At 73.7% G+C, this 25,553-nt stretch carries 19 protein-coding genes; 15 read left to right on the forward strand and 4 right to left on the reverse strand.

Annotation, left to right across the window (positions count from 1 at the left end):
• Positions 1–40: 40 nt before the first annotated feature.
• On the reverse strand, positions 41–2,674 hold the full coding sequence (gene valS / locus PIR53_01470) for a valine--tRNA ligase (protein ID WZH52679.1): 2,634 nt from the start codon (positions 2,672–2,674) through the stop codon (positions 41–43).
• A gap of 165 nt (positions 2,675–2,839) precedes the next feature.
• On the opposite strand from valS, the gene wrbA reads away from it, so the two are divergent.
• The 3 genes from wrbA to PIR53_01485 all read left to right on the forward strand — a co-directional run bounded on the left by wrbA (position 2,840) and on the right by PIR53_01485 (position 5,411).
• On the forward strand, positions 2,840–3,466 hold the full coding sequence (gene wrbA, locus PIR53_01475) for an NAD(P)H:quinone oxidoreductase (protein WZH52680.1): 627 nt from the start codon (positions 2,840–2,842) through the stop codon (positions 3,464–3,466).
• Between the two features lie 101 nt (positions 3,467–3,567).
• Positions 3,568–4,947, forward strand: a complete 1,380-nt coding sequence (locus PIR53_01480) for a bifunctional folylpolyglutamate synthase/dihydrofolate synthase (protein ID WZH52681.1) — start codon at positions 3,568–3,570, stop codon at positions 4,945–4,947.
• Positions 4,944–5,411, forward strand: a complete 468-nt coding sequence (locus tag PIR53_01485; protein ID WZH52682.1) for a DUF4233 domain-containing protein — start codon at positions 4,944–4,946, stop codon at positions 5,409–5,411. The genes PIR53_01480 and PIR53_01485 overlap by 4 nt, the downstream gene beginning before the upstream one ends.
• On the opposite strand, the gene PIR53_01490 is transcribed toward PIR53_01485, so the two are convergent.
• The gene (locus tag PIR53_01490; protein ID WZH52683.1) at positions 5,400–6,710 is read right to left on the reverse strand and encodes a PLP-dependent aminotransferase family protein; all 1,311 of its coding nucleotides are present in this window, start codon (positions 6,708–6,710) and stop codon (positions 5,400–5,402) included. The genes PIR53_01485 and PIR53_01490 overlap by 12 nt on opposite strands.
• A 69-nt stretch (positions 6,711–6,779) precedes the next feature.
• Here PIR53_01490 and PIR53_01495 point away from each other — a divergent pair, with 69 nt between their 5' ends.
• From PIR53_01495 to PIR53_01525, 7 genes are all read left to right on the forward strand, one after another.
• A complete protein-coding gene (locus PIR53_01495; protein ID WZH52684.1) occupies positions 6,780–7,466 on the forward strand; it encodes a pyridoxamine 5'-phosphate oxidase family protein in 687 nt (228 codons plus the stop codon).
• Positions 7,463–7,876 (forward strand): nucleoside-diphosphate kinase, encoded by a 414-nt coding sequence (ndk, locus tag PIR53_01500; protein WZH52685.1) that lies wholly within the window; start codon positions 7,463–7,465, stop codon positions 7,874–7,876. Before PIR53_01495 ends, ndk begins: the two co-directional genes overlap by 4 nt.
• Before the next feature lie 210 nt (positions 7,877–8,086).
• On the forward strand, positions 8,087–9,712 hold the full coding sequence (locus PIR53_01505) for a long-chain-fatty-acid--CoA ligase (GenBank protein ID WZH52686.1): 1,626 nt from the start codon (positions 8,087–8,089) through the stop codon (positions 9,710–9,712).
• Between the two features lie 67 nt (positions 9,713–9,779).
• Positions 9,780–13,667 (forward strand): amino acid adenylation domain-containing protein, encoded by a 3,888-nt coding sequence (locus PIR53_01510; protein WZH52687.1) that lies wholly within the window; start codon positions 9,780–9,782, stop codon positions 13,665–13,667.
• The gene (locus PIR53_01515) at positions 13,664–14,983 is read left to right on the forward strand and encodes a M1 family metallopeptidase (GenBank protein ID WZH52688.1); all 1,320 of its coding nucleotides are present in this window, start codon (positions 13,664–13,666) and stop codon (positions 14,981–14,983) included. Before PIR53_01510 ends, PIR53_01515 begins: the two co-directional genes overlap by 4 nt.
• A 95-nt stretch (positions 14,984–15,078) precedes the next feature.
• Positions 15,079–15,798: a DUF2127 domain-containing protein gene (locus PIR53_01520; protein WZH52689.1), complete on the forward strand. Its 720-nt coding sequence runs from the start codon at positions 15,079–15,081 to the stop codon at positions 15,796–15,798.
• A gap of 79 nt (positions 15,799–15,877) precedes the next feature.
• Positions 15,878–17,668, forward strand: coding sequence for a DEAD/DEAH box helicase (locus tag PIR53_01525; GenBank protein WZH52690.1), 1,791 nt, complete (start codon positions 15,878–15,880; stop codon positions 17,666–17,668).
• A gap of 144 nt (positions 17,669–17,812) precedes the next feature.
• On the opposite strand, the gene PIR53_01530 is transcribed toward PIR53_01525, so the two are convergent.
• The gene (locus PIR53_01530) at positions 17,813–19,120 is read right to left on the reverse strand and encodes a citrate synthase (protein WZH52691.1); all 1,308 of its coding nucleotides are present in this window, start codon (positions 19,118–19,120) and stop codon (positions 17,813–17,815) included.
• A 361-nt stretch (positions 19,121–19,481) separates the two neighbouring features.
• Between PIR53_01530 and rplM the strand changes: the two genes are divergently transcribed.
• The 3 genes from rplM (at position 19,482) to glmM (ending at position 21,959) form a co-directional block, all read left to right on the forward strand.
• On the forward strand, positions 19,482–19,931 hold the full coding sequence (rplM, locus tag PIR53_01535; protein ID WZH52692.1) for a 50S ribosomal protein L13: 450 nt from the start codon (positions 19,482–19,484) through the stop codon (positions 19,929–19,931).
• A gap of 50 nt (positions 19,932–19,981) precedes the next feature.
• Entirely contained in the window at positions 19,982–20,482 is a 501-nt protein-coding gene (rpsI, locus tag PIR53_01540) for a 30S ribosomal protein S9 (protein ID WZH52693.1), read from the forward strand.
• Positions 20,483–20,603: 121 nt separating this feature from the next.
• A complete protein-coding gene (gene glmM / locus PIR53_01545) occupies positions 20,604–21,959 on the forward strand; it encodes a phosphoglucosamine mutase (GenBank protein ID WZH52694.1) in 1,356 nt (451 codons plus the stop codon).
• Positions 21,960–22,015: 56 nt separating this feature from the next.
• Here glmM and PIR53_01550 read toward each other — a convergent pair whose 3' ends face one another.
• Positions 22,016–23,014, reverse strand: coding sequence for a YihY/virulence factor BrkB family protein (locus tag PIR53_01550; GenBank protein ID WZH52695.1), 999 nt, complete (start codon positions 23,012–23,014; stop codon positions 22,016–22,018).
• A gap of 132 nt (positions 23,015–23,146) precedes the next feature.
• Here PIR53_01550 and PIR53_01555 point away from each other — a divergent pair, with 132 nt between their 5' ends.
• Positions 23,147–24,436 carry an RDD family protein gene (locus PIR53_01555; GenBank protein WZH52696.1) on the forward strand — a complete coding sequence of 430 codons (1,290 nt, stop codon included), beginning with the start codon at positions 23,147–23,149 and terminating at the stop codon, positions 24,434–24,436.
• 87 nt (positions 24,437–24,523) lie between these two features.
• Positions 24,524–25,552: a PE-PGRS family protein gene (locus PIR53_01560; GenBank protein WZH52697.1), complete on the forward strand. Its 1,029-nt coding sequence runs from the start codon at positions 24,524–24,526 to the stop codon at positions 25,550–25,552.
• Position 25,553: the final 1 nt, after the last annotated feature.

Here is a 25,553-nt window from a genome sequence, read left to right on the forward strand (position 1 = left end):
CGGCCGGGGCCACCGCCGCGCATGACGTCCCGGGAGGGGGTCAGGCCGGGGGCTGCTCCTCGACCGGGGCGAGCTCGGCGGTGACCGTCAGCTCGGAGGCGTCGGCCGGCGTGAAGACGAGGTCGCCCGTGATGGCACCGGCGGCCCGCAGGTCGGCGGCGGCGGCCTCGGCGGCCAGCACCTCGGCCTCGGGGCCGGAGACCTCGGCGCGGGTGACCGGCGTGCGCATCTTCACCTTGGCCTGCGACTTCGCGCCGCGGACGCCGGCGAGCGCCCGCGAGACGGCCCGCAGCGTGAGCGGCGAGGCCGCGGCGGCGGAGCCCAGGTCGGCCTCCACGGGCCACGCGGCGTGGTGGATCGAGCCCTCCTGCCACCACGACCAGACCTCCTCGGTCACGTAGGGCAGGAACGGCGCGAGGAGCCGCAGCTGCACGTGCAGCGCGATCGCCAGGGTCGCCTTCGCGGACGCGGCGCCCGTGCCCTCGCCGTACGCCCGCTCCTTGACCAGCTCGAGGTAGTCGTCGCAGAACTCCCAGAAGGTCTTCTCGACGGTCTCGAGGGCGGTCGTGTAGTCGTACGCCGCGAACGCGTCGCTCGCCTTGTCGACGGTCTCGCGGAGGAGGCCGAGCATGGCGCAGTCGACGGCCTCGGAGACCTCGAAGCGGTTCAGCTCGCTGGCCCCGACGCTGCCGAGCACGAACTTCGACGCGTTGAGCACCTTCATCGCCAGGCGGCGCCCGACCTTCATCTGCGTCTCGTCGAACGCCGAGTCGAGGCCCGGGCGCGCCATGGCGGCACGCCAGCGGACGGCGTCCGCGCCGTACTTGTCGAGGATCTCCGTCGGGACGACGACGTTGCCCTTCGACTTCGACATCTTCTTGCGATCGGGGTCGAGCACCCAGCCCGAGAGCAGCGCGTGGTGCCAGGGCGCGACGCCGGACTCGTAGTGCGCCCGCACGACGCGGCTGAAGAGCCAGGTGCGGATGATGTCGTGGCCCTGGGTGCACAGGTCCATCGGGAAGACCCGGTCGAAGAGGTCGGGGTCGGACTCCCAGCCACCGGCGATCTGGGGGGTGAGCGACGACGTGGCCCACGTGTCCATGACGTCGGGGTCGCCGATGAAGCCGCCGGGCACGCCGCGCTGCGCCTCGTCGTAGCCCCGCGGCGCGTCGGTCGACGGGTCGACCGGCAGCTCCGCCTCGCTGGCCACGATCGGGTGCTCGTAGTCGGGCTCGCCGTCGGCGTCGAGGGCGTACCAGACCGGGAACGGGATGCCGAAGAAGCGCTGGCGCGAGACGAGCCAGTCGCCGTTGAGGCCGCCGACCCAGTTGTCGTAGCGGTGCTTCATGTGGGCCGGGACCCAGGTGATCTGCTCGGAGCGGGCGAGGAGGTCCTTGCGCAGGCCCGCGTCGCGGCCGCCGTTGCGGATGTACCACTGCCGCGTCGCGACGATCTCGAGCGGCTTGTCGCCCTTCTCGTAGAAGTTCGCCATGCGCTGGGTGGGCTTGGGCTCGCCGTCGAGGTCGCCGGTCTCGCGCAGCTTCGCCACGGTCGCCTCGCGCGCCGAGTGGACGGTCTTGCCGGCGAGCTCGTCGTACGTCGCCCGGGCCTCGTCGGTGGGGAGCCACTCGGGCGTCTCCCGCACGAAGCGGCCGTCGCGGCCGATCACGGTGCGGACGGGGAGCTGGAGCTCGCGCCACCACTGCACGTCGGTGAGGTCGCCGAACGTGCAGCACATCGCGATGCCGGCGCCCTTGTCGGGCTCGGCCGCGGGGTGGGGGAGCACGGGGATCTCGACACCGAAGACGGGCGAGGTGACGGTGGTGCCGAAGAGGTGCTGGTACCGCGCGTCGTCGGGGTGCGCGATGAGCGCGACGGCGCTGACGATGAGCTCGGGGCGGGTCGTCTCGACGTAGACGGCCTCGCCGGGCGTCCCGTCCGTCGAGGGCCGGCGGTAGGCGACGCGGTGGTAGGCGCCGGGGTACTCCCGCGCCTCCAGCTCGGCCTGCGCGACCGCGGTCTGGAACGTGACGTCCCAGAGCGTGGGCGCCTCCTGCAGGTATGCCTCGCCGCGGGCGAGGTTGCGGAGGAACGCGCGCTGGCTGACGGTCTGCGCGCCGGTGCCGATCGTCGTGTACTGCTGCGACCAGTCGACGGAGAGGCCGAGCGTGCGCCACAGCGACTCGAAGACCTTCTCGTCCTCCTCCACCAGCGTCGCGCAGAGCTCGATGAAGTTGGGCCGGCTGATCGGCACCTGCTTCTTCGGGTCCGGCTTCTCCGGCGGCGTGAAGTCGGGGTCGTAGGGCAGCGACGGGTCGCAGCGCACGCCGAAGTAGTTCTGCACCCGGCGCTCGGTGGGCAGGCCGTTGTCGTCCCAGCCCATCGGGTAGAACACCGACTTGCCCTGCATCCGCTGGTAGCGGGCGACGACGTCGGTGTGCGTGTAGGAGAAGACGTGGCCGACGTGCAGCGAGCCCGACACGGTCGGCGGCGGCGTGTCGATCGAGTAGACGTTCTCGCGCGGCTGCGTGCGGTCGAAGGCGTAGGTGTCCTGCTCCTTCCACGCCTGCGACCACTTGGCCTCCAGCCCCTCGAGGGCCGGCTTGTCCGGTACGCGGAGCGCCGTCGTCTCCGACGTCTCCGGGGACTGCTCGGCGGTGGGGGTCTCGGTCATGGGGGAATGTTACGAAAGCCGTCACACGTCGTTGCACCCGCGTCTGCCCTGCTCGCGTCGCGTGTCGCGCCGCCGCCCCGCGTGCGGGGTCCGCGTGTGGAGCGCGTGGCTACCGTCGGGGTCACCCGTTCGACGACCCCCGACGACCCAGGAGGCATCCTCCCCATGACGAAGCTCGCGATCATCTACTACTCGTCCACCGGCACGGTCGACGCCATGGCGCGTCGCCTCGCCGCGACCGCGGAGGCCGCCGGCGACGTCGAGGTGCGCCTGCGCCACGTCGCGGAGATCGCCCCGCAGGAGGCGATCGACAGCCAGGACGCGTGGAAGCAGCACCGCGCCGACGTCGCCGACGAGCCGGTCGCCACGCCCGACGACCTCGACTGGGCCGACGTCGCGCTCTTCGGCTCGCCGACCCGCTACGGCCACGTGACCAGCCAGCTGCAGGCCTTCATCGACACGCTCGGCCCGCTGTGGGCCCAGGGCAAGCTGGCCGACAAGGTCTACGCCGGGTTCACCGCCAGCCAGACGCACCACGGCGGCCAGGAGTCGACGCTCCTCAACCTCTACACCTCGTTCTTCCACTTCGGCGGCATCGTGGTGGCACCCGGCTACACCGACCCGGTCAAGTTCGCCGACGGCAACCCGTACGGCGCGGCGAAGGTCACCGGCGCGACCACCGAGCTCGACGAGAACGACCTGGCGTCGCTCGACCACCTCGTCAACCGCGCGCTCGCCATCTCCCGTCGCCTCGAGGCGGGCGGCAACGGCGCGAGCCGCGACAACGCCTGACCCGTCCCCTGGGACCCGACCGCCCACCCTCCCCAGCCCGGGGAGGGTGGGCGGCGTCGATCCGGGCGCCGGCCGCCCGCCGCCCTAGACTGGCGGGCGCGATGACTGACTTCGACCCCGACGCGACCGCGTCCCCGGTGGCCCGTGCCGCGCAGACCTACGCCGAGGTGGAGGATGCGCTCCTCTCCCGCTGGCCCGAGACGCGCCTCGAGCCGTCCCTCGACCGGATCCAGGCGTTCACCGAGCTGCTCGGCGACCCGCAGCGGGCCTACCGGGTCGTGCACCTCACGGGCACCAACGGGAAGACGTCCACCGCCCGCATGGTCGACGCGCTCCTGCGGGCGCGCGACCTGCGCACGGGTCGGTTCACGAGCCCGCACGTCGAGAAGATGAGCGAGCGGATCAGCATCGACGGCGAGCAGCTCGACGACGAGGCCTTCGTGCGGGCGTTCAACGACGTCGCCGCGTTCACCCACCTCGTGGACGCCGACCAGCCCCACCCGCTGTCGTTCTTCGAGACCGTGGTCGGGATGGCCTACGCGGCGTTCGCCGACGCCCCGGTCGACGTGGCCGTCGTCGAGGTCGGCATGGGCGGTTCGTGGGACGCGACGAACGTCGTCGAGGCCGACGTCGCCGTCGTGACGCCGGTGGCGATGGACCACGCGCAGTACCTGGGCGACACCCTCGGCCAGATCGCCGAGGAGAAGGCCGGGATCATCAAGCCGGGCTCGACCGTCGTGCTCGCCGCGCAGGAGCCGGACGCCGCCGAGGTGCTCCTGCGTCGCGCCGCCGAGGTGGGCGCCCGCGTGGTGGCGGAGGGCGTCGACTTCGGCGTGGTCTCCCGGGCGCCGGCCGTCGGCGGCCAGGTGGTCACGCTGCGGGGGCTGCACGCGACGTACACGGAGCTCTTCCTGCCGCTCTACGGCGCCCACCAGGCGCAGAACGCCGCCGTCGCGCTCGCCGCGGCGGAGGCGCTGACCGGGGACACCCCGCTCGACGACGAGCTGGTGCGCACGGCGCTCGGCCAGACCACGTCGCCGGGTCGGCTCGAGATCGTGCGGCGCAGCCCCACGATCCTGCTCGACGCGGCGCACAACCCGGCGGGTGCCGAGGCGACGATGGCCGCGCTCGAGGACTCCTTCACGTTCTCGCCCGTCATCGGGGTGGTCGCGGTGATGGGCGACAAGGACGTCGAGGGCGTGCTCTCCGTGCTCGAGCCGCACCTGGCGCACGTCGTCTGCACCCGCAACTCGACCCCGCGCTCGCTGCCGGCCGCCGAGCTGGCGAGCCAGGCGCGCGGGATCTTCGGCGAGGACCGGGTGTCGGTCGCCGCCGACCTGTCCGAGGCCATCGACGCGGCCGCGGCGCTCGCCGAGGCGGGGGAGGCGCTCGGCGTCTCGATCGGCTCCGGCGCCGTGCTCGTCATCGGCTCCGTCGTCACCGTGGGCGAGGCCCGCGTCCTGCTGGGAGGTCACCGATGAGCCGTCGCGAGCGTCCCGAGGTGGAGCAGCGGGTCATCCCTGCCGGTGCGCCCGACGACCCCGAGCGGTTCAAGTCCCCCCGCCGCGGCATGGCGGCCGCCGTGCTCGTGCTCGAGGGCATCATCCTCGGCCTCACGGCGCCCGTGCTGGTGCGGTTCACCGACATCTCCCCGGGGGTCGCGATCGGCATCGGCGTCGGCCTCGGCCTGGCCTGCGTGCTGACGGCCGGGCTGCTCCGCAAGGAGTGGGGGTACGGCGTGGGCTGGGCCCTCCAGGTTGCCGCGCTCGCGCTCGGGTTCCTCGTGCCGGCGATGTTCTTCCTCGGCGCGATCTTCGCCGCGCTGTGGGCCACGGCCGACCTCATGGGTCGCCGGATCGAGGCGGAGCGCGGAGCCGCGTGGGCGGCGTACGATGCCTCCCACCCCGCGGCGCCGGGGGCTCCCGACGCGCCCTCAGAGGACTGAGCGCACCGCCGCCAGCGCGGCGTCGAGCTCGGCGTCGGTGCACCCGCCGAAGCCGATGACGATGCCCGTGCGCACGTGGGTGCGGCAGAGGTCGGCGAGCAGGGTGAGGTCGAAGCCGGCCCGGCGGAGCGCCGCGTGGGCGGCCGCGGTCGTGGCGGGCGGGAGCTCGAGCGTGGCGTACATCCCCGCCACCGGGCCGACGCCCGGCAGCGCGTCGGCGACGCGGGCCGCCCGCTCGGCGTACACGCGCCGCGCCCCGCGCACCGCCCGGTCGACGTAGCCGTCGCGCAGCAGCGCCAGGAAGGCCCGCTGCACCGGCCAGGCGGCCGTGTCGTGGGTGACCCGGCGGAAGTCGTCGAGGGGCTCGACGAGCGCCGGGGGTGCGACGAGCCAGCCGAGCCGCAGGCTGGGGGCGACGGTCTTGCTGGCCGTGCCGAGGTAGCCGACGCGGTCCCGGTCGAGGCTCGCCAGCGCCGGGATCGGCGCGACGTCGTAGCGGAACTCCGAGTCGTAGTCGTCCTCCACCACGACCGCGTCCGCCGCGCGGGCCGTCGCGAGCAGCTCGAGCCGCTCGGCGCCGCCCATCGGGGGTCCCAGCGGGTGCTGGTGGGCGGGCGTGGTGTACGCCGCGGCACAGCCCGCGAGATCCCGCACCGGCGCGAGGGCGGGGTGGTCGACGACCGCGCGTCCGGCGGCGCGGACCGTGGCGGCGGCCGCCCGGTAGCCGGGGTCGTCCATGAGCACGGCGCCCGGCCGCAGCACGGCGAGCAGGTGGCGCAGGCCGTCCGCGGTGCCGCTCGTGAGGCGCACGTCGTCGGGGTCGACGTCGAGCCCCCGCTCCCGGGCCAGGCGCCCGGCCAGCGCTGCGCGGAGCTCCGGGAGGCCCCGGGGATCGTCGTACCCCGCCGGCCGGCGGGCCGTGCCCACCTCCCGCCACGCGCGGCGCCAGAGCGCAGCCTGCCGGGGGTCGGTCCACGGCGTGCCCGCGTCGAGGCGCACGAGCCGCCCCGCGTCCGGCTCCGACCGGGACGTCCGGGTGCGGGTGCCGACGGGGTGGGCCGCGGCCGCGACGTAGGTGCCCGCGCCGCGCCGCCCCGCGAGCCAGCCCTCGGCGACGAGCTGGGCGTAGGCCTGCTCGACCACCGTGCGGGCGACGCCGAGCTCGGCCGCCAGCGCGCGGCTGCTCGGCAGGCGGTCGCCGTCGGCGAGCGTGCCGTCGGTGATGCGGCGGCGCACCTGGCGGGCGAGCTGCTGGCCGAGCGGCGCCCCGGCGGTGCGGTCGAGGACGAGCGGAAGCATGAAGTGGCCTGTCGAGATGTGGGTGGATTGGCTCGTGATCCTAGGCCAATCAGACGGGATCCTGGGGGCATGAGCTCGCTGTCCCCGACCCCGCGCACCACCGTCACCCGCGGCCGCAACCGCCTCGTCACCGAGCGCGAGGCCCTCCACGCCCTGCTCGCGGACGCGCTGGTCGCGCACCTCGGGATCGTCGTGGGCGACCACCCGGTCGTCCTGCCCACCGCGTTCGGCGTCGACCTCGACGGGCCGGACGACGGGGGCTCGCTCTACCTGCACGGCTCGGTGGCCGCCGGGTGGCTGCGGTCGGTGCGCGGAGCGACGGTGTGCGTCTCGTTCACCGAGCTCGACGGCCTGGTGACGGCGCGGTCCGGTTTCCACCACTCGATGAACTACCGCTCGGCCGTCGTCATCGGAGCCGTCCGGGAGGTCGAGGACCCGGACGAGCGCGCCCGGGCGCTCGACCGCGTCGTCGACCAGATGGTGCCGGGCCGCGCCGCGACCCTGCGTCCACCGACCCGCAAGGAGCTCGCCGCGACGGTCGTGCTCGCCGTCCCCCTCGCCGAGGCCTCGATGAAGGCCCGCACCGGCGGCCCGGTCGACGACGAGGCCGACGTGACGGCCGGGGTGTGGGGAGGCCACGTGCCCGTACGGCGCGTGCTCGGCGCCCCGGTGCCGGCAGAGGACTCCCACGACGAGGTGCCGCCGGACGTGCGGTCGTTGGTCGCCACGGCCGGGTCAGTAGGGTTCGGCGCATGACCCAGCGCACCCTGGTCCTCCTCAAGCCCGACGCCGTGCGACGTGGCCTGGTGGGCGAGATCCTGTCCCGCTTCGAGGCCAAGGGCCTCGCCCTCGTCGCCCTCGAGCTCCGCACGATCGACGCCGAGCAGGCCGACGCCCACTACGCCGAGCACGTCGAGCGGGACTTCTACCCGCCGCTGCGCACCTTCGTGACCAGCGGCCCGCTCGTCGCCGCCGTGCTCGAGGGCGACGAGGCGATCGAGGTCGTCCGCGCGCTCAACGGCGCGACCGACGGGCGCAAGGCCGCGCCCGGCACGATCCGCGGCGACCTGTCGCTGTCGAACCGCGAGAACCTCGTGCACGGCTCGGACAGCCCCGAGTCCGCCGCCCGCGAGATCGCCCTCTGGTTCCCGGCGCTCGCCGGCTGAGGCTCGGGCGCCCGTGGTCGGTTCCCCGGCTAGCCGGGGAACCAACCACTTAGACCACCAAATTTGATGGTCTAAGTGGCGTGTTCCCCGGCTGACCGGGGAAAGTGTCGGCCCTTCCATAACTCCACTTGTGGTCCCGGTGTGAGAGCGGTCACAATGCGGTGAGGGCCGTCGACGGCGGCGGCCCCGATCCTGGGAGGGACCGCCGCGTTGAACGCCATCTCCACGCCCGAGACCGACACCCCGATGAGCGCGTCCGCCGCTCCTGCCCCGACCTTCGTCGACGACCGCCTCGCCTGGTGGGCGCAGCAGACGCCGGACGCGCCGGCGATGACCTACCGCCAGCGCACCTGGACGTGGGCGCAGTGGGAGGAGCGGGTGCGGCGCCTCGCGGGTGCCCTCGCCGCGGCGGGCATCGGTCGCGGGGACGTGGTCTCGTTCCTCGACAAGAACCACCCCGCCTGCGTCGAGCTGTCGCTGGCGGCGGGCTCGCTGGGGGCGGCCAACGCCATCGTCAACTGGCGCAGCGCGGGCGACGAGGTCGACTACGCCGTCAACGACTCGGGCGCGCGGATCCTCGTGGTCGGCGCCGAGCTGATGCCCACCATCGACGCCATCCGCGACCGGCTGACCACCGTGGAGCGCATCGTGGTGGTCACCCCCGACGGCACCACGGAGGACGGCGACCCCGACGAGTACGAGGCCTGGCTGGCCGCGAGCGAGCCCCGCGGCCGGACGGCGGACGTCGAGCCCGACGACACCTGCCTCGTCATGTACTCCTCCGGCACCACGGGCCGGCCCAAGGGCGTCATGCTGACGCACCGCAACATGGTCAGCCACACGGTCAACGCGCACGACGGCTGGGAGTTCGAGCCGGGCGACGTCTCGCTCGTGGCGATGCCGCTGTTCCACGTGGGCGGCTCGTCGTACGTGCTCTTCGGCATCCACGACGGCATCCCGTCGATCATGACGCGCGAGCCCGACGGCGCCTCGCTGGCCGGCGCCATCCTCGGGGGCGCCAACAAGACGTTCCTCGTGCCCGCCGTGCTCGCCCTGGTGCTGCAGTCCGGCCCCGACGCAGTCAAGCTGTTCGGCGCGCTGACGTCCTACACCTACGGTGCGGCCCCCATGCCGCCGCCGCTGCTGCGGGCGGCGATGGAGGCCTGGCCGGCGACCGACTTCATCCAGGTCTACGGGCTGACCGAGGTGGCCGGCGTCGCGACCCACCTCATGCCCGACCACCACCGCGACACCGCGCACCCGGAGCGCCTCGTGTCGGCCGGCGTGGCGCTGCCGGAGATGGAGGTGCGGGTCGTCGACCCGACCGGCGCCGACGTCCCGACGGGGGAGAGCGGCGAGATCTGGCTGCGGGGTCCCCAGGTCATGAAGGGTTACCTCAACAAGCCCGAGGAGACCGCGAAGGTGCTCACCGCCGACGGCTGGTTCCGGACCGGCGACGTGGGCCGCTTCGACGAGGGCGGCTTCCTCTTCGTGCACGACCGCATCAAGGACATGATCATCTCGGGCGGCGAGAACATCTACAGCCCCGAGGTGGAGCGCGTGCTGGCCGAGCACCCGGCGGTGCTCGAGTGCGCCGTCATCGGCGTGCCCGACGACCGCTGGGGCGAGACGGTGAAGGCGGTCGTGGCCCTCAAGCCCGACACGAGCGCGACCGAGGAGGAGATCATCGCGTTCTGCCGCGAGCGCCTCGCCGGCTTCAAGTGCCCGCGCTCGGTCGACGTGCTGCCCGCCCTCCCGCGCAACCCGACGGGCAAGATCCTCAAGCGGGACCTGCGCTCGCCGTACTGGGACGGGCGCGCCTCCACGATCGTGTGACGCACGCGTGGTGGCGGGAGGGGGCCGGCGTCCCCTCCCGTTCACCTCGATGCTCGATCATGCGCCGGTGACCGACCTGCTCGACCCGCTGCGCCGCGCCCACCTCGCCCCACCGGAGCGCACCCTCGTCGACGTCGTCCGCGCGACCGTCGCCCAGGCCGCCGACGAGCCGGCGGTCGACGCGAGCGACGGCGTCCTCACCTACGCCGAGCTCGAGGAGGCCGCGACCGGCCTCGCCGCCGAGCTCGCGGGGCACGGGGTCGGTCCCGGCAGCAAGGTCGGCGTGCGGGTCACGTCGGGCACGACGGACCTGTACGTCGCGATCCTGGGCGTCCTGCTGGCCGGTGCGGCCTACGTGCCCGTCGACGCCGACGACCCCGAGGAGCGGGCGACCCTCGTCTTCGGCGAGGCCGACGTCGCCGCGGTGGTGGGGGACGACCTGGTCGTCGACGTCCGCCGGCCGGGGGCGCCCCGCGCGCTGGAGGAGCCGACGCCCGACGACGACGCCTGGGTGATCTTCACGTCGGGGTCGACCGGCAAGCCGAAGGGCGTCGCGGTCACCCACCGCAACGCGGCGGCCTTCGTGGACGCCGAGTCCCGGATGTTCCTGCAGGCGGAGCCCCTGGGTGTCGGCGACCGCGTCATGGCCGGGCTGTCGGTGGCCTTCGACGCGAGCTGCGAGGAGATCTGGCTGGCGTGGCGGTACGGCGCGTGCCTGGTCCCCGCGCCGCGGGCCCTCGTGCGCTCGGGGATCGACGTCGGGCCGTGGCTCGTCGCCAACCGGGTCACCGTCGTGTCGACGGTCCCGACGCTCGTCGCGCTCTGGCCCGCCGAGGCGCTGGAGCGCGTGCGGCTGCTCATCATGGGCGGGGAGGCCTGCCCGCCCGAGCTGGCCGCGCGCCTGGCCCGACCGGGCCGCGAGGTGTGGAACACGTACGGGCCGACCGAGGCGACGGTGGTGGCCTGCGGCTGCGAGCTGACGGGGGAGCCGCCGGTGCGCATCGGCCTGCCGCTCGACGGCTGGGACCTGGCGGTGGTCGACCCGGCCACCGGGGTGCCGGTCGCCGAGGGCGAGCCGGGCGAGCTGATCATCGGCGGGGTCGGTCTCGCCCGCTACCTCGACCCGGAGAAGGACGCCGAGAAGTACGCCCCGATGCCCACCCTGGGCTGGGAGCGGGCCTACCGCTCGGGCGACATCGTGGTCAACGACCGCGCGGGCCTGCTCTTCGCCGGCCGCGCCGACGACCAGGTCAAGCTGGGCGGGCGCCGGATCGAGCTGGGCGAGGTCGACTCCGCCCTCCTCGCCCTGCCCGGGGTGCAGGGCGCCGCGGCGGCCGTGCGTCGGACGGCGGCGGGCAACCAGCTGCTGGTGGGGTACGTCGCGGTGGACCCCGACTTCGACCCCGCCGCCGCCCTCGACCGGTTGCGCTCCTCGCTCCCGGCGGCGCTGGTGCCGCGCCTGGCGGTCGTGGACACGATGCCGACCCGCACCTCGGGCAAGGTCGACCGCGACGCCCTGCCGTGGCCGCTGCCGGGCGCCGGTGACGCCGGCGGTGCGAGCGCCGGCGACCTCAGCGACACCGAGTCCTGGATCGCGGAGCTGTGGCTGGAGGTGCTCGGCGCCGACGTCTCCGGCCGCGACGCGGACTTTTTCGACCTCGGCGGCGGGAGCCTCACCGCGGCGCAGATGGTCTCGCGGCTCCGGACCCGGTTCCCCGAGGTCGCCGTGGGCGACATCTACGAGCGGCCCAGCGTGGGCGCGCTCGCGGCGTACCTCGACGGCCTCGCCGCGCCGCAGCCCGCCGAGCGGGACCGCCCGGTGCGGCCCATCCCTGTGAAGAGCCAGGCCGGGCAGGTCGTCGGCACCCTCGGGGTGCGGGCCGTGGGCGGTCTGCGGTGGGTCGCGTGGACCCTGATCGCCACGACCGCGGCCGGTGCGGTGGCGGGCCTGGACTGGCTGCCGTCGGCCCCGTGGTGGGTGCTCGTGCTCCTGTGGCTCGGGCTGCTCACCCCGCCGGGCCGGATCCTGCTGGCCGCCGCCCAGGCCCGTCTGCTCCTCGCGGGCATCGAGCCGGGGGAGCACCCGCGGGGCGGCAAGGTGCACCTGCGGCTCTGGCTCGCCGACCGCCTGGCGGACGAGATCGGCGCGACCGCCCTGGCGGGTGCGCCGCTGATGACGTGGTACGCCCGCCTCCTCGGCGCCCGCATCGGCCGCGACGTCGACCTCCACTCCCTGCCGGGCGTGACGGGCATGCTGACGCTCGGCAAGGGCTGCTCCGTCGAGCCCGAGGTCGACCTCTCCGGCTACTGGATCGACGGCGACGTCGTGCGGCTCGGCCCGGTCGAGGTGGGGGCGCGGGCCCGGATCGGTGCCCGCAGCACGCTGTGCCCGGGGTCGCAGGTGGGCGCGGGCGCGGAGGTCGCGCCCGGCTCCGCGGTCTTCGGCACCGTCCCGGCCGGCGAGTTCTGGGCGGGGTCGCCGGCGCGGCGCCGCCGCAAGGACGCCCGCGGCCCGTGGCAGGACCGGCCGCAGCGCAGCCGGGCGTGGGTCGCGGCGTACGCCCTCGCCGCCGTCGTCGTCGGCCTCCTGCCGGCGGCCGCGATCGGCGTCGGCCTCCTCGTGGCGCTGCCGGGGCTCGGCGACGTCGACGGGTACGGCGCGCTCCTGGCCCACCTGCTCGTGCGGACCCCGCCGGCGGTCGTGCTGGCGCTCCTCGTGCTCGCGCTGCTCGTCTGGCTGGTCGTGCGGCTGTGCGGGCTCGGGGTGCGCGCCGGGGTGCACCCGGTGCGGAGCGGGCCGGCGCTCGCCGTGTGGACGACGATGCGCGTGCTCGACGAGGCGCGCACCTGGCTCTACGGGCTCTACGCGTCGTCCCTCACCCCCTCCTGGCTGCGCGCGCTGGGCGCCCGGATCGGCACCGGGGTCGAGGCCTCGACGGTGCTGATGATCCCGTCGCTGACGCAGGTCAACGACCACTCGTTCCTGGCCGACGACACCCTCATCGGCGGCTACGAGCTCGGCGGTGGGTGGTTGCGGGCCGAGCGCGTCAAGATCGGCAAGCGCGCCTTCGTCGGCAACTCCGGCATGGCCGCCCCGGGCCGCAAGGTCCCGAAGGCCTCCCTGGTCGCCGTGCTGTCCGCGGCCCCGCAGCGCAAGACGGCCCGCTCGGGGGAGTCGTGGCTCGGCAGCCCGCCCGCCCCGTTGCGCCGCACGTCGGAGGAGGGCGACAGCACCCGCACCTACGCCCCGCCCCGCCGCCTGCTCGTCTTCCGGGGGCTCGTCGAGCTCTGCCGGGTCGTGCCGGTCGTGCTGAGCACGATGCTGGCGGTGACCGTGGTCGTCGCCCTGGCCGCGCTGCTCGACACCGGCGCGCCCGCGCTCGGTGCGGTCCTCGCCGTCGTGCTCGCCGGCCCCCTCCTGGCCGTCGCGGGTCTCCTCGCCGCAGGCATCGCGACCGCCGCCAAGTGGCTGCTCGTGGGACGCATGGGCCCGGGCCAGCACCCGCTGTGGAGCTCGTTCGTGTGGCGCAACGAGCTCGCCGACTCGTTCGTCGAGACGCTCGCCGTGCCGTGGTTCGCCCGCACCGTCACGGGCACGCCGCTGCTCAACCTCTGGTTCCGCTCGATGGGCGCCCGGATCGGGCGCGGGGTGTGGGTGGACACCCACTGGCTGCCGGAGGCCGACCTGGTGCACCTCGACGACGGCGCCACGGTCAACGCGGGCACGGTGGTGCAGACCCACCTCTTCCACGACCGCGTGCTGCAGCTCGACCAGGTGCGCCTGCGCCGGGGGGCGACCCTCGGCCCCAACAGCGTCATCCTCCCGGCGGCCGAGCTCGGACGGCACGCTACGGTGGGCCCGGTGTCCCTGGTCATGCGCGGTGAGTCCGTCCCCGACAAGACAGCCTGGATCGGCAACCCCATCGGCCCGTGGGCCCCGGTGAGCGGCTCGTGAGCCAGCTCCCCACCGCCGACGACTACCTCCCGGGCCACGGCGACCGGTCGTGGTCGGCGCGCTCCTACGAGCTCGACCTCTCCTACAAGGTGGTGGGCAACCGCCTGGCGGGGGAGGCCCGCATCGACGTGGAGGTGCTCGAGCGCACCGACCGCCTCGTGCTCGACCTCGCCCACCTCGACGTCGCGAAGGTGACGGTGGGCGGCAAGGCCCCCGCCAAGTTCGAGAAGCGGCGTCACCGCCTCGTCGTGCGGCTGCGCGAGAAGGCAGCGGTCGGCGCGCGCCTGGCGCTCGTGGTCAAGTACGGCGGGCACCCGCGTCCCGTCGTCGAGAAGCACCACGGCGACGCCGGCTGGGAGGAGCTCTCCGACGGCGTGATCGTCGCGGGGCAGCCGCACGGTGCGCCCACGTGGTTCCCCTGCAACGACCGGCCCGACGACAAGGCGACCTACCGCATCACGGTCACCACCGACGTCGGCTACACCGTCGTCTCCAACGGCCTGCTCGACGAGCGCCGCCGGCGCGGGTCCAGCGAGTCGTGGACCTACGTCATGGACGTGCCCATGGCGACGTACCTCGCCACCGTGCAGATCGGGCGCTACGACATCGTCGAGCACGCGGGCCCCGTGCCCCTCTTCTCCGCGGTGCCACAGGGCACGGGCCGCCACCGCACCGACGCGTACGACGCGGGCTTCGGCCGCCAGGCCGACATGCTGCGCGCGTTCGAGGGCTGGTTCGGGCCGTACCCGTTCGGCTCCTACGCCGCCGTCGTGACGGGCGACGACCTGGAGATCCCGCTCGAGAGCCAGAGCCTGTCGACCTTCGGCAAGAACTTCGTCTCCGAGGAGTGGGAGCAGGTGCGGCTCGTGGCCCACGAGCTGGCCCACCAGTGGTTCGGCAACGTCGTCACGCTGCGCCACTGGCGCGACATCTGGCTCCACGAGGGCTTCGCCTGCTACAGCGAGTGGCTGTGGTCGGAGGAGTCGGGCCGCGAGTCCGCCCGGTGGTGGGCCGAGCACCACCACGCGAGGCTCGCGGAGGCCGACCAGGACCTGGCGCTCATCGACCCGGGTCCGGAGCTCATGTTCGACGACCGGGTCTACAAGCGCGGGGCCCTCACGCTGCACGCGCTGCGCACCGAGGTGGGTGACGAGGCGTTCTTCGACCTGCTGCGGGGCTGGACCTCCGCGCACGCCGGCGGCTCCGTCACGACCGAGGACTTCCTCGCCTTCGCCGGGGAGCGCACGGGCGCCGACGTGGCGGGATTGCTGCGCCCGTGGCTGGCGCAGAAGAAGCTGCCCGCCCTGCCGGGCTGATGGAGGGGCAGGAGCCGTCGCACGGTCGCCGTCGGTGGTGGCGGCCGTGGCCGCACGCCGACCGGGAGGTCCGCAGCTGCGGGTGGCGCGGGCACGTGACGTACGCCCCCGACGAGCCCGCGCTCGCCCGGCGGCTCGAGGTCGCGACCGTGGCGGGCCCGGCCTGGCGCTGCCTGCGCTGCGGTGCCTTCGTCTCCGGCGAGCCGCGCGGCCGCGGACCCGCCGAGCGGGCGCCGGTCGTGCTGCGCGGGCGCCTGCTGCGCGACGCCTGGATCCTGCGGCTCCTCGCCGTCGACCGCTTCGTGCGGGGCGCGTTGCTGCTGCTGCTCGCGGGCGTGCTCGTCTACTTCGACGAGCGGCGGGACGTCTTCCGCAGCTACGTCGAGCGGGACCTGCCGAGCTTCAAGCCGCTGGTCGACGAGCTCGGCATCGACCCGAAGCAGGGGGTCGCACGCATCGTGCTGGAGCTCTTCGAGGTCTCCCACCAGCGGCTGGTGTGGATCACCGTCGGCATCGCCGCCTACGGGCTCCTGCTGCTGCTCGAGGGCGTCGGGCTGTGGGGGATGCGCCGCTGGGGCGAGTACGTCGCCGCGGCCGCCACCGCCGTCTTCCTTCCCCTCGAGGTCGCCGGCCTCCTCGACCACCTCAGCCTGCTGCTGCTCGCCACGTTCCTCGTCAACCTCTTCCTCGTGGCCTACCTCGTGTGGACCAAGCGGCTCTTCGGCGTGCGCGGCGGACGCGCCGCCTGGGACGCCGAGCGGCGCCAGACCTCGCTGCTCGAGGTCGAGATGGCCGCGGGTCCGGCCGGGGGCTGAGTCCGCGACGTACCGGCCCCGGGTGGTGCATCGCGCCGCAGAAACGCCGATCAGCCCCTCGGCGCACTACCGTTGGGGGGTGAGCGACGCAGCAGACCCCGCAACGACCCCCGCAACGAACCCCGTGACCTTCGCCGACCTGGGCCTGGGCGACACCGTCCTGAAGGCCCTCAAGGGCGTCGGCTACGAGAGCCCGTCCGCCATCCAGGCGCAGACGATCCCGCAGCTGCTGGAGGGTCGCGACGTCGTCGGCCTGGCGCAGACCGGCACCGGCAAGACCGCGGCCTTCGCGCTGCCCGTGCTCGACCGCCTCGACCTCAAGCAGAAGACGCCGCAGGCCCTCGTGCTCGCGCCGACGCGCGAGCTGGCCCTCCAGGTGTGCGAGGCCTTCGAGAAGTACGCCGCGGGCAGCCGCGTCAGCGTGCTCCCGGTCTACGGCGGGCAGGGGTACGGCGTGCAGCTCTCGGCGCTGCGCCGTGGCGTCCACGTGGTCGTCGGCACGCCCGGACGCATCATGGACCACCTCGACAAGGGCACGCTCGACCTCAGCGAGCTGCGCTTCCTCGTGCTCGACGAGGCCGACGAGATGCTCAACATGGGCTTCGCGGAGGACGTGGAGACGATCCTCGCCGAGACGCCCGACGAGAAGCAGGTCGCGCTCTTCAGCGCCACGATGCCGGCCCAGATCCGCCGCCTGTCGTCGCGCTACCTCAACGACCCGGTCGAGATCACGGTCAAGGCCACGACGGCGACCGCCGCGAACATCACGCAGCGCTACCTCATCTGCAGCTACCCGCAGAAGGTCGACGCCCTCACGCGCATCCTCGAGGTGGAGAACTTCGAGGGCATGATCGTCTTCGTCCGCACCAAGCACGAGACGGAGACGCTGGCGGAGAAGCTGCGGGCCCGCGGGTTCTCGGCCGCGGCCATCAACGGCGACGTCGCCCAGGTGCAGCGCGAGCGGACGGTGAACCAGCTCAAGTCCGCCAAGCTGGACGTGCTGGTCGCGACCGACGTCGCGGCGCGCGGCCTCGACGTCGAGCGGATCAGCCACGTCGTGAACTACGACATCCCCACCGACACCGAGTCCTACGTGCACCGCATCGGCCGCACCGGGCGTGCGGGCCGGTCGGGCGACGCCATCTCGTTCGTGACGCCGCGGGAGAAGTACCTGCTGCGCCACATCGAGAAGGCCACGCGCCAGCCGCTCACGCAGATGTCGCTGCCCAGCGTGGACGACGTGAACTCGACCCGCCTGGCGCGCTTCGACGACCAGATCACCGAGGCGCTGGCCTCGCCGCGCGTCGACTTCTTCCGCGACGTGGTGCAGCACTACGTGGCCCACCACGACGTGCCCGAGATCGACGTGGCCGCCGCGCTCGCGGTCGTGCTGCAGGGCGAGGAGCCGCTGCTGCTCGACCCCGAGTCCGACCGGGCCCGCGAGCGCCGTGAGCGCTCCGAGCGCACCGAGCGCCCGGAGCGGGGCGACCGGCCCCAGCGCGGGGAGCGGCCGCAGCGCGGGCGCGAGGACCGGGACTCCCGGGGGCGCCGCGGGGACTCCGGGAGTCCGATGGCGACCTACCGCATCGCGGTCGGGAAGCGCCAGAAGGTGGAGCCCCGCCAGATCGTCGGCGCGATCGCCAACGAGGGCCACCTCTCGCGGCGGGACTTCGGGCACATCCAGATCCGGCCCGACCACTCGCTGGTCGAGCTGCCGGCCGACCTGCCGGCCTCGACGTGGGAGGCGTTGAGCGGTACCCGCATCTCGGGCAAGCTCATCGAGCTCACGCTCGACCAGGGCGCCCCCGCCGGGCGTCAGCACCGCTCCGACCGTCCCGACCGCGGCCGTCCGGCGCGCCGGCGCGACTGAGGTCCCTCCCGCCCCGGGACGTCATGCGGACCGTCGGCCCCGGCCGCCGCCGCGCATGACGTCCCGAGGGGGGCCCGCAACGCAGATCGTCCCCGACGTCCGTGAGGACGTCGGGGACGATGTGCGTCCGGGTGCGGTGGTCGCTCAGGCCCAGCGCTCCGCGGCGGGCACGAAGGTGAGCCCGCGGTCGCCCGTGTAGATCTGCTTCGGGCGCGCGATCTTCTGCTCCTTGTCCTGCACCAGCTCGTTCCACTGCGCGAGCCAGCCCGGCGTGCGGCCGATGGCGAAGAGCACGGTGAACATCTCCGGCGGGAACTCCAGCGCCTCGTAGATGAGGCCCGAGTAGAAGTCGACGTTGGGGTAGAGCTTGCGCTTGACGAAGTACTCGTCCTCGAGCGCGATCTTCTCCAGCTCCAGCGCGATCTCGAGCAGCGGGTTGACCCCGGTGACCTCGAAGACGTCGTCGGCGGCCTTCTTGATGATGCGGGCGCGCGGGTCGTAGTTCTTGTAGACCCGGTGACCGAAGCCCATGAGGCGCTCGTCGCCGTTCTTCACGCCCTCGATGAAGGCGGGGATGTTCTCCTTGGTGCCGATGCGGCGCAGCATCCGGAGCACGGCCTCGTTGGCGCCACCGTGCAGCGGACCGAAGAGCGCGCCGATGCCGGCGGCCACGGAGGAGTAGGGGTCGACCTGCGAGCTGCCGACGGAGCGCACCGCGTTGGCCGAGCAGTTCTGCTCGTGGTCCGCGTGGAGGATGAAGAGCACGTCGAGGGCCTTCACGAGGCGCTCGTCGGGCTGGTACTTCGACTCGCTCATCTTGAAGAGCATGGAGAGGAAGTTGGCCGTGTAGGACAGGTCGTTGTCCGGGTAGACGTAGGGCTTGCCCTGCGCGTGACGGAACGACCAGGCGCCCAGCGTCGGCATCTTCGCGATCATCCGCACGATCTGCATGTGGCGGTTGTCGGCGTCGTGGATGTTGCCGGCCGCGGGGTAGAACGTCGACAGGGCCCCCACCGACGCCATGAGCATCCCCATCGGGTGCGCGTCGTAGCGGAAGCCCTGCATCAGCGACTTGACGTTCTCGTGCACGAACGTGTGGAACGTGATCTCGTGCTCCCACGCCGCGTACTGCTCCTTGGTGGGGAGCTCGCCGTGGATGAGCAGGTAGGCCACCTCGAGGAAGGTCGAGTGCTCCGCGAGCTGCTCGATGGGGTAGCCCCGGTACTCGAGGATGCCCTTGTCGCCGTCGATGAAGGTGACGGAGCTGCGACACGAGGCCGTGTTGGTGAAGCCGGGGTCGTAGACCGCCAGGCCGGGCTGCTCGTCGTCGGACTTGATCTTGCCCAGGTCGGCGGCGCGGATGGTGCCGTCGACGATGGGGACGTCGTACTCCTGACCCGTGCGGTTGTCGCGGATGGTCAGGGAGGCGCCCGGAGTTCCTGCGTCGGTCACGTCGACTCCTCGTCGGTGCGTTCGGGCGGCGGCGCAACCGGTGCGCCTGCCGCATGGCATCGTCGCCTAACCTAGCCCTCCGGCCAGGCCCCGCTCTCTCCGGGCTGGTTACCCGTGGGTACGCCGCGGCTCGCCCCCGCTGCGGCCGTTTTGACCCGCGCCACCCTCGCCTCGTAGTGTTGCCGGTCGCGCCCCCTGCCGCGTCGTGACGCCCGGTTCCTCCGGGCGGCCGCGGTGCAGACCCGGACGGTCGCCCCCGACGAGGGGGAGTCGAGCCGGGCAGTGTTCGTCAGAGGTCGCGGAACCACCACCCGGCCGGGGACCTCCCGGGCGGGTCCACGAACGAGAAGAAGGCACGACGTTGCGTACGTACGCCCCGAAGCCCGCTGACATCCAGCGCGAGTGGCTCGTCATCGACGCGCAGGACATCGTCCTGGGTCGCCTCGCGGTCCAGGTCGCCAACCTCCTGCGCGGCAAGCACAAGCCGCAGTTCGCCCCCAACGCCGACACCGGTGACTTCGTCATCGTCGTCAACGCTGACAAGGTCGCGCTGTCCGGCACCAAGAAGACGACCAAGCTCGCCTACCGCCACTCGGGCTACCCCGGTGGTCTCACCGCGACCCCGATCGGTGAGCTCCTGGAGAAGGACGCGCGCAAGGCGATCGAGAAGGCCGTGTGGGGCATGCTGCCGAAGAACCGCCTCGGCCGGCAGCAGCTGAAGAAGCTCAAGGTCTACTCCGGCCCCGAGCACCCGCACAGCGCCCAGCAGGCGAAGCCCTACGAGATCACGCAGATCTCGCAGGGTCGCTGACCCCCACCGCCACCGCGCACCCCCAGACTCCAGGATCAGTGAGGAACACCGTGAGCACTCCCGAGACCGAGGTCGAGGAGACCTACGAGGTCAACGAGCAGGGCGTCGCCTACAGCAGCGAGAGCGCCCCGAGCGCCGACGCTCCTGAGCGCATCGCCACCATCGCCCCCGCGGCGGCCACCGGCCGTCGCAAGGAGGCCGTGGCCCGTGTCCGCATCGTGCCGGGCACCGGCGTGTGGACCATCAACGGCCGCACCCTCGACTCGTACTTCCCGAACAAGCTGCACCAGCAGGTCGTCAACGAGCCCTTCGCGACGACCCAGCTCGAGGGCCGCTTCGACGTCATCGCCCGCATCCACGGCGGTGGCATCACCGGTCAGGCCGGCGCCCTGCGCCTCGGCGTGGCCCGCGCCCTCAACGACGTCGACGTCGAGGCCAACCGTCCGTCGCTCAAGAAGGCCGGGCTGCTCCGTCGCGACGCCCGCGTCATCGAGCGCAAGAAGGCCGGTCTCAAGAAGGCCCGCAAGGCGCCGCAGTTCAGCAAGCGCTGATCGTCCCGCCGCGCGTCGGCCGCCCGGGTGTCGTCCTCGACGACACCCGGGCGTGCTTTTTCCCGCCCTGCCGGGGTCGCCGCGCGGTCCGTCCGGGCAGGGCGGGGAACGGAGCTCCTCAATGACGCGCCTCTTCGGGACCGACGGCGTCCGCGGCCTCGCGAACGACGTCCTCACCGCCGAGCTGGCCCTCGACCTCTCCGTCGCCGCGGCGCACGTGCTCGCGGAGGCCGGCGCGCTGACCCACGCGGACGGCTCGCGCCCGCTGGCCGTGGTCGGCCGCGACACCCGCATCTCGGGTCAGTTCCTCGAGGCCGCAGTGGTGGCGGGCCTCGCCTCCGCCGGTGTCGACGTGCTGCTCCTCGGTGTGCTGCCGACCCCCGGGGTCGCCTACCTCACCGACGTGCTCGACGCGGACCTCGGCGTGATGCTCTCGGCGTCGCACAACCCCATGCCCGACAACGGGATCAAGTTCCTCGCGCGCGGCGGCGTCAAGCTCGACGACGCCATCGAGCGCGCCATCGAGGCGCGTCTCCGCGAGCCCTGGCAGCGCCCCACCGGCGCCGGCGTCGGCCGCGTGACCACCCACGCCGGCGGCGCCGAGCAGTACGTCGCGCACCTCGCCTCCACGGTGTCGGCACCCCTCACCGGGCTGAAGGTCGTGCTCGACTGCGCGGAGGGTGCGGCCAGCGAGGTCGGACCGGCCGCGCTGCGCGCCGCCGGTGCCGAGGTCGTCGCGATCCACGCCTCCCCGGACGGCCTCAACATCAACGACGGTTGCGGCTCCACCCACCTGGGCCCGCTGCGGGCCGCCGTCCTCGCCCACGGCGCCGACGCCGGCTTCGCCCTCGACGGCGACGCCGACCGGTGCCTCGCGGTGGACGTGCGCGGCGAGGACGTCGACGGGGACCAGATCCTCGCCGTACTGGCCCTCGCGCTGCGCGAGGCCGGCGAGCTCGCCGGCGACACCGTCGTCGCGACGGTCATGAGCAACCTCGGGTTCACCCGGGCGCTCGCGGCGCACGGCATCACGGTCACGGCGACCGCGGTGGGCGACCGCTACGTGCTCGAGGAGATGAACGCGTCCGGCCGTGTCCTCGGCGGCGAGCAGTCGGGCCACGTCGTCATGCGCCGGCACGCCACGACGGGCGACGGGATCCTGACGGCGCTGCACCTCGCCCAGCGGATGGCCGTCACGGGCTCGACGCTGGCCGACCTCGCGGGCGTGATGACGCGCATGCCGCAGGTGCTCGTCAACGTCCCCGGTGTCGACAAGGCGCGCACGGACGACGAGGTGCTCCAGGCCGCGGTGGCCGCCGAGCAGGACAAGCTCGGCGACTCCGGCCGCATCCTGCTGCGCCCCTCGGGCACGGAGCCCGTGGTGCGCGTCATGGTCGAGGCGACCACCGATGCCGAGGCGCGCGGCGTCGCCGACCGGCTCGCCGAGGTGGTCCGGGAGCGGCTGACCCTGGCCTGACCTCGGCCTGATCCCGGCCTGATCCCGGCGTGACCTCGGCCCGAGCCGCGCCGTGCTCAGGGGTGCTCGCCGACCGTCCGCGCGTGCGGGCGGCCCGGATCGGGCTCGACGGGTTCGTCGTCGCCCGCACGGATGGCCTCGAGCTGGGCGCAGACCGCGGCGCCGTAGAAGAACGCGACCGAGGACATCTGCGCCCACAGCAGCAGGGCGATGATGCCGGCCAGGGGGCCGTAGACGGTGCTGAAGGACCCGGAGAGGCCGACGTACGCCGCGAGCCCGGCCGTCGCGACGAGCACGAGCGCGACGGTGACGCCCGAGCCGAAGGCCACCCAGGAGAGCGCCGGTTGGCGACGGCGCGGTGACTTCTCCAGCAGCAGCGCGATGGTGACGACGAGCAGCAGGATCCCGGCCGGCCACCGACCGACGGACCACGCGAGCACGGCGGCGTCCGACCAGCCGTACTCGGTCTCCATCGCCCGCGCGAACTCCCGACCGGCGACGAGCAGGAGGAAGCCGAGCCCCACCGGGGCGGCGAGCACGGCGGTGAGCACGGCGGCGCGGCCGTACTTCGCCCGGGCCGGTCGGTCACGGCGGATGCCGTAGATCCTGTTGGTCCCGCGCTCCACCTGCGCCATCGCCACCGTCAGGGAGAGCAAGGAGAAGAGCAGGCCGCCCACCAGGGCGATCTCGCCGGCGAGCTCCGCGCCGTCGTCGCCCTCCTCGTCGGCGCCGGCGAGGGCGTCGACGAGGGCGTCGTCCTGGCCCGCGCCCGGGCTCACCGCGTCCACGGTGGCGGCGATGACCCGGGAGGGTCGCTCGGCGTCGAGGTCGGCGGCCAGGCCCGTGAGCGCGAGGAGGAAGGGCACCACGGCCAGCGTCGCCTGCAGCGCCAGGGCGCGCGAGCTGCTGAACCCGTCGCCGTACCGGAAGCGCAGGAAGGCCTCCGTCAGCACGCGCCGGGGACCGACGCGGCGCAGCAGGTGGTAGGCGTCGTCGGCGTCGAGCTCGTCACCGTCCAGCTCGGTGGTGACGGGGACGGTGCGCGCCGTGGTCATGGCGACGGACAGTACGCGGGGCGCCCCGGTCCAGACCGTTGCGGATCGGGGGATTGGGGGCGGGTCGGGGTGGGTACGCCTCGCCGGGCCGCCGCCGGGAGGGGTGGCCACCGTGCCCACGAGGAGGAAACGATGAGCTACCCGAGCTATGGCGCACCGGCACAGGGCGGGGGTGCTCCGGAGTACGCCGGGATCGGCGTGCGGTTCGGCGCGCTCCTCGTCGACGGCCTGGTCGTCTCGCTGCCCTACGCGATCCTGCTGGGGATCGGGGTGGCGCTGCCGGACCAGGCGGCGATCTTCACCATCCTGGGCCTCGTCGCGCTGTTCGGCGTCATGATCGCGAACATCTGGCTCGAGGGCACCAAGGGCGCCTCCATCGGCAAGAAGGCGCTGAAGCTCAGCACCGTCGGCGCGGACACGCTGCAGCCGATCGGGTTCGGCAAGGCGTTCCTCCGCTACCTCGTGCGAGGTGCCCTCGGCGCCTGCGCGATCCTGCAGATCGTCAACGCCGTCATCGCCAACGGCGACAGCCGCAAGCAGTCCTGGCACGACAAGTCCGTCGGCAGCGTGGTCGTGCGCACGGCCTCGCTGGCCGGTGCCACGGCCGGCGGTGGCGCGTACGCCGCGGAGTCCGGCTACGGCCAGGGCGGGTACGAGCAGGGTGGCTACGAGCAGGGTGGCTACGAGCAGGGTGGCTACGAGCAGGGTGGCTACGAGCAGGGTGGCTACGAGCAGAGCGGCTACCAGTCGTCCGGCTACGACCAGGGCGGCTACGACCAGGGCGGCAAGGACCAGGCGGGCTACGAGCAGTCGTCGTGGAGCCAGCAGTCGAGCGGCTACGAGACCGGTTCCACCGGGTACGACGCGGCGCCGGCCTCGGGCGGGTACGAGCAGCCGTCGGGTGGCGACGCGGGCGGCTCCGCGCCGTACGGGCAGCAGGACGCGCCGTCCGACCCCTACGCCCCGCCGGCGGGGGCGACGCCGAGCGCCTCGACGCAGCCCATCCCGACCGACGCGCCGAGCCCCCCGTCGTCGACGGGCGGGTGGGGAGCGCCCGCCGCCGCGGCCGCGTCGTCCGGACCGTCCGCCCCGGGCCAGCGCGCGAAGATCGTGCGCCTCGTCATGGACGACGGCACCGTGCTCCCGCGGGGTGAGCGCGTCGTGGTGGGCCGCTCGCCGGTCGACGCCGCCGGCGGTCTCTGCCACGTGCTGGCCGACCCGGGCCGGAGCCTCTCCAAGTCGCACGCCGCGTTCGTGCGCTCGGGCGAGGACATCACGGTCGAGGACCTCAACTCCACCAACGGCGTCGCCGTCTCCCGCGACGGCTCGGAGTTCCTCGTGCAGCCGGGCGCCGTGACGCCGCTGCGGGTCGGCGACAAGGTGCTGATGGGCGACCGCCACGTGGTCGTCGAGGAGATCTGACCCAGCGCGGGACAGCGCCACCGGGGCCGGGGGCGAGCGGGAAAACCGCTCGCTCCCGGCCCCGACGCCGTCCTAGGGTCGTGGGCCATGAGCACCGTCCAGGTCGAGCGTCTCGACCCCACGTCCGCCGGCTTCGACGCGGCGGTACGCGCGTGGCACGGCGTCTACGAGGCGGCGTGCCGCTACGGCCGCACCTCGCGGGCCAACACCTGGTCGCTGACCCAGCTGCGCGCGGGGATCACCTCGGACCGCCCCGACCTGGTGCGGCACGCCTACGTGGCGCGCGTCGACGGGGAGGTCGTGGGCGGGGGCATGCTGTCGCTGCCCCAGCTCGACAACCTCACGACGGCGAGCCCCGACGTCTGGGTGCCGGTGGAGCAGCGCCGCCGTGGCACCGGCCGCGCCCTCCACGCGGCGATGGTCGCGGACGCCGCCGCCCGGGGCCGCAGCGTTCTCCAGGCCGGGGTCCACGAGGGCCCGGGGGAGCAGGGCGAGGACCTCGGTGGGCCGGCCTTCGCGGCGGCGCTGGGCTACGAGGTCGCGCTCGTCGAGCTGCAGAGCCGCGTCGACCTCCCCATCGACGCGGCGCGGCTGGACGCGCTCGCCGCGGCGGCGGCGCCGCACCACGCGACGTACACCCTGCGCTCCTGGGAGGGCCCGGTCCCCGAGGACCTCGTGGCGTCGTACGTCGAGCTCGACGCGATCGTCGACGTCGAGGCCCCGTCGGGCGACCTCGACATCGAGCCGCTGCACGCGGACGTCGACGTGTGGCGGCACAAGGAGCGGGAGGCCGCCGCGCAGGGGCGACGGAACGTCTCGACCGCCGCGGTGGCGGCCGACGGCGACGTGGTCGCGCTGACGGAGCTGTGGTCGAACGACCACGACCCCGCGCGGCTCAACCAGTGGAGCACCATCGTGCGCCGCGACCACCGGGGCCACCGGTTGGGCCTGGCCACCAAGGTGGCCAACCACCGGATCGCCCAGGAGCGGTTCCCCGAGGCCCGGCAGGTCGTGACGTGGAACGCGGAGAGCAACACCCACATGCTGGCCGTCAACGTCGACCTGGGCTTCCGCGTGGTCGAGCGGACGTGCTCGGTGCAGCTCCGCCTCGGGTGAG

This window comes from Nocardioides alkalitolerans (genome assembly GCA_038184435.1).
GTDB lineage: Bacteria > Actinomycetota > Actinomycetes > Propionibacteriales > Nocardioidaceae > Nocardioides > Nocardioides alkalitolerans_A.

What these genes read in the sequence shown, in the direction of transcription:
- valS (WZH52679.1), bottom strand. Translation starts at nt 2,674, where the DNA reads ATGACCGAGACCCCCACCGCCGAGCAGTCCCCGGAGACGTCGGAGACG.
- wrbA (WZH52680.1), top strand. Translation starts at nt 2,840, where the DNA reads ATGACGAAGCTCGCGATCATCTACTACTCGTCCACCGGCACGGTCGAC.
- PIR53_01480 (WZH52681.1), top strand. Translation starts at nt 3,568, where the DNA reads ATGACTGACTTCGACCCCGACGCGACCGCGTCCCCGGTGGCCCGTGCC.
- PIR53_01485 (WZH52682.1), top strand. Translation starts at nt 4,944, where the DNA reads ATGAGCCGTCGCGAGCGTCCCGAGGTGGAGCAGCGGGTCATCCCTGCC.
- PIR53_01490 (WZH52683.1), bottom strand. Translation starts at nt 6,710, where the DNA reads ATGCTTCCGCTCGTCCTCGACCGCACCGCCGGGGCGCCGCTCGGCCAG.
- PIR53_01495 (WZH52684.1), top strand. Translation starts at nt 6,780, where the DNA reads ATGAGCTCGCTGTCCCCGACCCCGCGCACCACCGTCACCCGCGGCCGC.
- ndk (WZH52685.1), top strand. Translation starts at nt 7,463, where the DNA reads ATGACCCAGCGCACCCTGGTCCTCCTCAAGCCCGACGCCGTGCGACGT.
- glmM (WZH52694.1), top strand. Translation starts at nt 20,604, where the DNA reads ATGACGCGCCTCTTCGGGACCGACGGCGTCCGCGGCCTCGCGAACGAC.
- PIR53_01550 (WZH52695.1), bottom strand. Translation starts at nt 23,014, where the DNA reads ATGACCACGGCGCGCACCGTCCCCGTCACCACCGAGCTGGACGGTGAC.
- PIR53_01555 (WZH52696.1), top strand. Translation starts at nt 23,147, where the DNA reads ATGAGCTACCCGAGCTATGGCGCACCGGCACAGGGCGGGGGTGCTCCG.
- PIR53_01560 (WZH52697.1), top strand. Translation starts at nt 24,524, where the DNA reads ATGAGCACCGTCCAGGTCGAGCGTCTCGACCCCACGTCCGCCGGCTTC.